We start from the raw sequence: 7,325 nt of genomic DNA, 5'->3' as shown, positions 1-7,325 counted from the left end.
GTCGCTGACCGCGACCGGCGCGACGGGGCCTGACGGTCCCCCTGCTTCATCCGGCGAGGCTGCGACGACGAGGACGCGCCCGCCGGTCTGCCACCTGTGCCCGGAGCCGTCTTCCGCAGCTCCCGGGCGCACCGATCACAGAGGACTCAAGGATGCGTCATCGTCTGGAGATCATGGCCGCGCTCGGCGCGGCGTCCACCCTTCTGGTCGCAGGCTGCTCGAGCGGCAGCGTCGCGCCGGGCGAGGTGAGCGACTTCTCGGCAGCCCCGAGCGGCAGCCTCCACGCCTGGGCGTTCGACAACGCTGACGACCTGGGCACGGCTCGGATGGACTACGCGGCCTCCCAACTGCCCGACGTGCAGATCGACTTCGACCAGACCGCGTTCGACACCCAGAAGTTCACGACGCTCGCGGCCAGCGGACAGGTGCCGGACGTCGTGCAGTTGGACCGGACGTACGTCACCCAGTACGCGGCGCAGGGGCTGATCCAGCCCCTGGACGCCTGCTTCGACGAGCAGCGGGTGGACGCCGATGAACGCTGGTACCCGTCGGTCATCGGCGACGTGCGGTACCAGGACAAGACGTGGGCGGCCCCGCAGTTCTATCAGCCGCCGGCGATCCTGCTCGACATGACAGTGCTCGACAAGGCCGGAGTGAAGCCCGGCGAGTTCGACACGTCGAGGCCCGACGTGCTGCTCGACGCGGTCGCCAAGACCTACAGGGCGTCGGGGGGCGTGCCCGCCGTGCTCGGGTTCGACCCGGGCGTCAGTGAGCCGACGGCGGGGATGTGGATCCTCAGCCAGGGAGGCCAGGTCGTGGACGACGACGGGAGACCGACGTTGGACGACCCCCGCAACGCCGCCGGGCTCGAGCTGTTCAAGAGGATCACCGACGCGCAGGGCGGGTACGCCAAGCTCAAGAGCTACACGGACTCCTTCGACACGTTCGGCGACGCCAACCAGTTCGTCGAGCACCAGGTCGGGGCGCAGGTCAACGCGCAGTGGTACCCGAACGTCCTGGCGCCCTACCTGGACACGATCGACGTGCGGGCCGTGCCGCTGAAGGACCCGGACGGCGCACCGTTCGCCGTGGCGGGCGGCACGGCGTTCGCGATCCCGACCGGCGCGAAGAACCCCGCGGCGGCGTGCGCCTGGATGAACGCGGTGACGTCGCCGGACGCGTGGGCGGCCGGCGGGGAGGCGCGCGCCACGACGGTGTCCGGCTCGGGCGGTGTCTTCACAGGAATCTTCACGGGGTCCCCGGCCAGCGACGAGCAGATCCGGGAGAAGTGGGTGAAGTCGACCGGGGACGCCGACTTCGACGAGGTCATCGCGACCTACTACGACGTCGTCGGTGCCGGCCGCACGTTCGGCTCCTCGCCGGCCGGCGAGACGATCCAGAGCGAGCTCAACAACGCCCAGATCGCCGTCGCGCTCGGCAAGAAGAGCGCGTCGGCGGCGCTCGCGGACGCACAGGCCGCGGCGGTGCGGGCGTACGACGCCGCCACCGCGGACGGAAGCTGACACCGCGACGTTGAGGGCACGGCGGCGGGAAGCGGCCCGTCCCGCCGCCGTGGCCCAGGAAGACCGATCTCCTGCACGACCTCAGAAAGGACCAGGATGCCGACGATCGACCTCGGAGGAAGTGCCTGGCAGGTGAAGGAGTACCTGCCCGGTGACTGGAGCCGCGCGGACCTCGTCCAGAAGGCCCGCGGGGACGCGCACGGCTGGATTGACGCCCACGTCCCGGGCAGCGTGCAGGCGGACCTGTGGGCCGCGGGCGACATCGAGGACCCGTACCACGGGAGGAACAGCAGGGCTGTCGAGTGGGTCGCCGACCGCACCTGGGTGTACGTGCGGACGTTCGAGACCGATCCGGCCTGGCGAGGTCGGCGGGTCCGGCTCCGGTTCGAGGGCGTCGACTACGAGGCACGGTTCGTCCTCAACGGCGTCGTCCTCGGGACCCACGTCGGCATGTCGACGCCCGTGACGTTCGAGGTCGGCGACCTGCTGCGGGACGACGGCCCGAACGAGCTGGGGGTGGTCCTCGCACCTGCGCCCCCGGAGCAGGACCAGATGGGCCGGACGTCCCTGGTGCGGACCCGCAAGAGCCGCATGGGCTACTGGTGGGACTTCTGCCCGCGCATGGTCAACCTGGGGCTGTGGGACACCGTCGCACTCGACGTCACCGGCCGGGTGCGGGTGGTCGACCTGCACCCGCGACCGCTCGTGGACGTCGAGCGCAGGGTCGCGGAGGTGTCCGTCGCCACGACGGTGGACGTCACGGCCCCCGTCGACGCCCAGTTCGACCTCGAGATCACGCGACCCGACGGCGGCGTCCTGCGCATGCGGCGGAACGTGGCGCTCGAGCCCGGCGAAGGGCGGGTCGAGCTCTCGGCCACCATCGACGACGCCGAGCTCTGGTGGCCGAACGGTGCCGGGGAGCAACCGCTCTACAGTGCCGCCGTCACCGTACTTGTCGCGGGGGAGGCGTCCGACTCCGCCGTCGCAGGGTTCGGGCTCCGCACCCTGGAGGTCGTGCGCAACGCGACGGACGACCCGACCGCGCCCCCGTACACGTTCGTCGTCAACGGCAGACCGATCTACCTGAACGGGTGGAACTGGGTGCCGCTGGACGTCCTCTACGGCCGGGTGCAGGACGACAAGCTGCGGCACGTGCTCGATCTGGCCGCGCGGGCGCACGTGAACCTGTTGCGCGTCAACGGTGTCGGGGTGGTCGAGCGAAGCCGGTTCTACGAGGAGTGCGACCGGCTCGGCATCATGGTCTGGCAGGAGTTCCTGGTCACGAGCAGCGAGCAGGACCGCAAGCCGTCGGAGGACCGTGCGTACCTCGATGAGGTCGTCGACGAGGCTCGGCGGATCGTCCCACGTCGTCGCTCGCACCCCTCCTTGGTCGCCTGGTGCGCGGGGAACGAGCTCGAGAGCCTGGACAAGCTTCCGCTCGACGACCGGGAGCCGCTCATCGCCGCCCTCAAGGAGGTGGTCGCCGAGCTCGACCCCGACCGGCACTGGCTGCCGACGTCCCCGGTCGGACGCAAGCCGTTCAACGGGCTCTCGTCGATCCGCCGCGACCCGGACGGGCTGCAGGACGTGCACGGTCCGTGGCTCTACGAGGGACTCACCGAGCAGTACGAGCTGTACGACGCGGGGACGTCCCTGCTGCACAGCGAGTTCGGCGTCGAAGGGCTGACCAATCTCGAGACCCTCCGGGACGTGCTGCCCGCCGAAGAGCTCGACGTCACGCGCCTGCAGAGCCCGGTGTGGCGGCACCTGAGCGCGTGGTGGGTCCGCCCCGAGCTCTGGCAGGAATGGCTGGGGCCTCTGGACGACCTGGAGACGGCCGTCGACGGCACCCAGCTGCTGCAGGCCGAGGGGGTGCGGTACGCGATCGAGTCCAACCGCCGTCGCTCCCCACGGAACAGCGGGTCCCTGCCGTGGCAGTTCAACGAGCCCTACCCGATGGCGGCGTGCACGTCGGCGATCGACTACCACGCCCGGCCGAAGGCGCTGTACTACGCGGTCGCCCGCGCCTACGCGCCCCTGGCGCTTAGTGCGAGGTACGACACCGTGGCCTGGGCGGGCAGAGCGGAGTTCCGGGCGGACCTGTGGGCCGTGAACGCCGGTCGCGCAGCCGTCCTCGGTGCGGAGGTTGTCGCCCGGGTCGTCGGGACCGACGGGACGATCTATCACGAGGTGGCCGTCGGGTGCGACCTGCCGGACGCGCTGCCGAGCCGCCTCGGCGCGGTCACGTGCCCGCTCGACCTGATCGAGACGGAGGGGTTCTTCCTGGACATCCGCATGAGCGCCCCGGACGGTGGCCAGCTGGCCGCGTGGCGCACACCCTTCAGCAGGACGCGGAACCTGATGCCCTTGTTGCACGTGGCCCCGACATCCTTGTTCGCAGAGCTCGTCGACGGCGGGTCGCGGGCACGGATCGTCAATACCGGACCGCACGCCGCGATGCAGGTCGCGGTCCGCGAGGAGCGGGCTGTCCGCGACGAAGGTGCCGCGTTGATCGGCGACTCGCACTTCGACCTGCTCCCTGGCGAGGTGCGGGACGTTGCGATCGAGTGGTGCGGGGCACAGGGCGGGGCACGCCGGATCACGGTGCGGGCGATGAACGCGCCGGCCGCCACCGCGCTGCGCACCGTCCCTGGCCTGGAAGGTGACGGTGCCGCCGCTCCGGTCGCGCCGCCCGGCGTCTCCTCGATACGGAGCCCCGGCGTCGAGGATGAACCGGTAGCGCACGTCGTCCGGGCGTTGTGACGCCAGCCGGCGGGCACCTTGAAGGTGAGCAGGGTCGGCCGGCTGCTTGGAGATCCCCGTGCAGGCAACTTTGGACGACACGATCGGCCCGATCGCGCTTCGCGCCCTGGACGACGACGGGGAGGTGCTTGCGGGGACAGAGGTCGCCGAGCCGGTCAGGCCGTCTCGGTGTGAGTCCCGACGTTGACGACCCGGCCGTCGTCCGCACGGTAGAAGAACCGCGTCACGCCCCAGGGCTCGCGGGTCAGCGGGTGCACGATCTCGACCCCTGCAGAGCAGGCGCGTTCCAGCGCTCCGTGCACGTCGTCGACGAACACGGAGACGTCGGGGTTCACCGGCGCCGACGCGTCGCGGGACATCACGCTGAGCTGGTGGCCGTCGTCGTCGCCCAGCGTGACGATCCACCCGTGGTCCATGAGGACCTCGAGCCCCAGCACGTCGCGGTGCTCGCGCACCGCCCGCCGCACGTCCGGGACCGTCAGGATCGGCACCACTCGCTGCACGCTCATGGCTCCAGACAATCACGCGCGGCGGGCGGGGGCTCAGGAGGTGACGCGGACCTGGAGGTCCCTCTGGCCGCTCACGACGCGGGTCATGATGTCGGACGTCCGGGTCCGCTCGTACGCGGTCTTGCCGCTGCCGATGACGAGGCTCAGCTCCAGCTCGTCGTTGCGCAGGTTGCCCTGCAGCAGCTTCTGGACCGAGTCGAACGACGTCGGCTCGTAGAACTCGTCCTGGAACGAGTTGCCGCCGACGACCGTGACCACACCGCTCTTGCCCTTGAGGCTCTTCGGGATCGTGAAGTCCTGGCGGAAGACCGATCGCGTGGCGCCGTCGGTCCCGAGCAGCTGGGTGCGCAGCGCGAGGGTGTGGCCGGCGCGGACCTTCGCGGTCTTGCCGGTGACGTCGATCCAGCGGCCGCCCGTGCGCTGCTGGATCTTCACCACGCGGAACCGCTCCCGGAAGTTGCTGACCCTGACCTCGTTGGTGACCCCGGTGAGCTTGACGTTCGAGACGGACGAGAGCGTGCCCACCACGGTCGGGAGGTCGAAGGCACCCGCGGAGCCGACGTCCTCGGCCGACTGGTACCGGTCGGCGTACCGCAGCCGGAAGGGGGTCCCGCTGCGGGTGCCGGTGATCGTCCAGGCCTGCGTCTCGGACCCGCCGCCGACCCCGTCCACCACGCGGTCGTGGTTCGCCATGCCGGCGAGGAGGGTGACGTCCGCGAGGGCGGTCGGGTCCAGCACCTGCGTGGTGCCGGTGCGCGTCTTGCTGCCGTGGGCCACCGTCGAGCGGACCGGCGTGGCGGTGGGCGAGGCGCCGAAGGTGCCGGCGATCCCGGCGAGGCGGTCGTCGGTGACGGTCCCGCCGACGTCGCCGAGGTTCGCCACCTTGAACGGCACGCCCAGCGGGTCCTCCTGGACGTACACCGCGTCGGCTGCCGCGAGCCCCAGGCGCGTCTTGCCCGTGAAGTTCAGCGGGTGCCCGAAGGCGACCACACGGTCGCCGCAGACCGACGTCGCGGTGCCGATGCCGGCGACGGTGATGTCGCCGTGCGACAGCACCGCGGCCACATTGCCCCCGGCGACCACGGTGTCGATGCCGGCGGCGGCCGTGCCGCTGGACCGCCCGATCCGGTAGGAGTCCGGGGTCACCAGCTCGCTGCCGCCGGCGGCCTTGACCGCTGTGCGGGCGCGGGCCAGGTCGATCCCGCCGACGCCCATCGGCATCGGCAGCTGCCGCAGGCCCTGGGCGGCCTCGGTCCGCGTCACGTCGGTCTCGGCCGCGATCCGCGTCGCCAGGCGGGAGCTCACCGCTACCTCGGGCGCGGCCTTCGCGGCGCCGAGGTAGCCCTGCATGTCCTCGTACGGCGTGATGCCCGCCACGGGAGAGCTTCCGAAGGCGAGGCCGTACGCGACCGCGCCGATCAGCCGACCGTCCTCCGCGTACACGGGGGACCCCGACATGCCCTGCCAGATGCCGCCCGCCGCGTCGATCGCCGGGGAGTGGAGCTCGGCGACGATCATGTCCAGGTCGGGAGCGATGCCGTCCGACAGGACGCCGAGCACCTCGCCGGTGAACGGCTGCGGGGTGGTGCCCTTGCTCACGGTCTGCCCGGTGACCGGCGCGCCGCTCACGACGTCGGAGACCGGGTACGGCGCTGCGCAGTCGGGGGTGGGCGCCGCCGTCGCCGAGGGGCCGACGGCAACCAAGCCGGTCAGCACCAGCGCGCCGGCCGCGCCGGACGCCGCCAGCCCGGCCGCACGACGACCGTTCCTGGGCAGCCACCGCGGACCGCGAGCTGCAGGGTGACCTTCGGTGGGGGGAGTGGGCGCCGACGCCCGGCCGTCCCCTGCGGCAATCTTCGACATTCCGACAGCATCGTCGACCGCTGGTCCCGGCGTTCCGGTGAACACGGGTGAAATCGTGGCGCTCGCTCTCTTCGCGGAGCATGCAAGAGCGCCTCGCCTCGCGACATGATGTCGGCGAGGGACCGCGTCAGGAGGGCCACCAGTGCCGACGACGAGCGAGACGCCGCAGCCGCCGGAAGCTGCGCGCCGCTTGCGGCTGCCGCTCGGGGTGGCGGCAGCAGCGCTCGGCATCGTCGCGCTCACCGTCGTCGCCGCCATCATGGGTCCGCGCGTGCCCGCTCCGCCGCAAGCGTGTCCGGCGATCGGCTACTCCAGCGTGCTCGAGGTGACCCTCGAGGGAGACACGTCCGAGGTGGCGGTGCTCCAGGTGCGCGACGGGGACCAGTGGCAGCCGCCCTATCCACCGGACGCCGAGGTGCCCGCGATCCCGACGTCGCACGCCGGCGACGTGTGGACCTTCACGCTCTTCTCCTCGTCGCGCTCGATCATGCTCCGCGCGCTGGACGACGACGGGGACGCGATCGCGCGGACGGAGGTCGACGTCGGCTGGGCGCGCGTGGGCGGGACCGCCGAGTGCGGCGGTCCGATGGAGGCGAAGGTCGACTGGACCATGTGAGCGCAGTCGGGGGTCGAGGGGAGAATCGATCCGTGGACACCGCGTTCGTCA

5 protein-coding genes are annotated in these 7,325 nt (G+C 71.6%); 3 read left to right on the top strand and 2 right to left on the bottom strand.

The features are described from left to right. Positions 1-152: 152 nt before the first annotated feature. Positions 153-1,523 carry an ABC transporter substrate-binding protein gene (locus tag ACFQ8T_RS06760; RefSeq protein ID WP_430545785.1) on the top strand — a complete coding sequence of 457 codons (1,371 nt, stop codon included), beginning with the start codon at positions 153-155 and terminating at the stop codon, positions 1,521-1,523. Positions 1,524-1,619: 96 nt separating this feature from the next. Then, positions 1,620-4,286 carry a glycoside hydrolase family 2 TIM barrel-domain containing protein gene (locus ACFQ8T_RS06755; RefSeq protein ID WP_430545784.1) on the top strand — a complete coding sequence of 889 codons (2,667 nt, stop codon included), beginning with the start codon at positions 1,620-1,622 and terminating at the stop codon, positions 4,284-4,286. Positions 4,287-4,441: 155 nt separating this feature from the next. Here ACFQ8T_RS06755 and ACFQ8T_RS06750 read toward each other — a convergent pair whose 3' ends face one another. Then, positions 4,442-4,795, bottom strand: coding sequence for a VOC family protein (locus tag ACFQ8T_RS06750; protein WP_430545783.1), 354 nt, complete (start codon positions 4,793-4,795; stop codon positions 4,442-4,444). A 33-nt stretch (positions 4,796-4,828) separates the two neighbouring features. Next, positions 4,829-6,658, bottom strand: a complete 1,830-nt coding sequence (locus ACFQ8T_RS06745) for a SpoIVB peptidase S55 domain-containing protein (protein ID WP_430545782.1) — start codon at positions 6,656-6,658, stop codon at positions 4,829-4,831. Positions 6,659-6,800: 142 nt separating this feature from the next. Here ACFQ8T_RS06745 and ACFQ8T_RS06740 point away from each other — a divergent pair, with 142 nt between their 5' ends. Continuing rightward, on the top strand, positions 6,801-7,274 hold the full coding sequence (locus tag ACFQ8T_RS06740; protein ID WP_430545781.1) for a hypothetical protein: 474 nt from the start codon (positions 6,801-6,803) through the stop codon (positions 7,272-7,274). The last annotated feature ends 51 nt before the right edge of the window (positions 7,275-7,325 follow it).

Source organism: Isoptericola sp. NPDC056618, assembly GCF_042792715.1.
Classification (GTDB): Bacteria; Actinomycetota; Actinomycetes; order Actinomycetales; family Cellulomonadaceae; genus Isoptericola; species Isoptericola nanjingensis.
The sequence above is the reverse complement of the archived record's forward strand: the minus strand, read 5'-3'. Positions and strand labels throughout refer to the sequence as shown.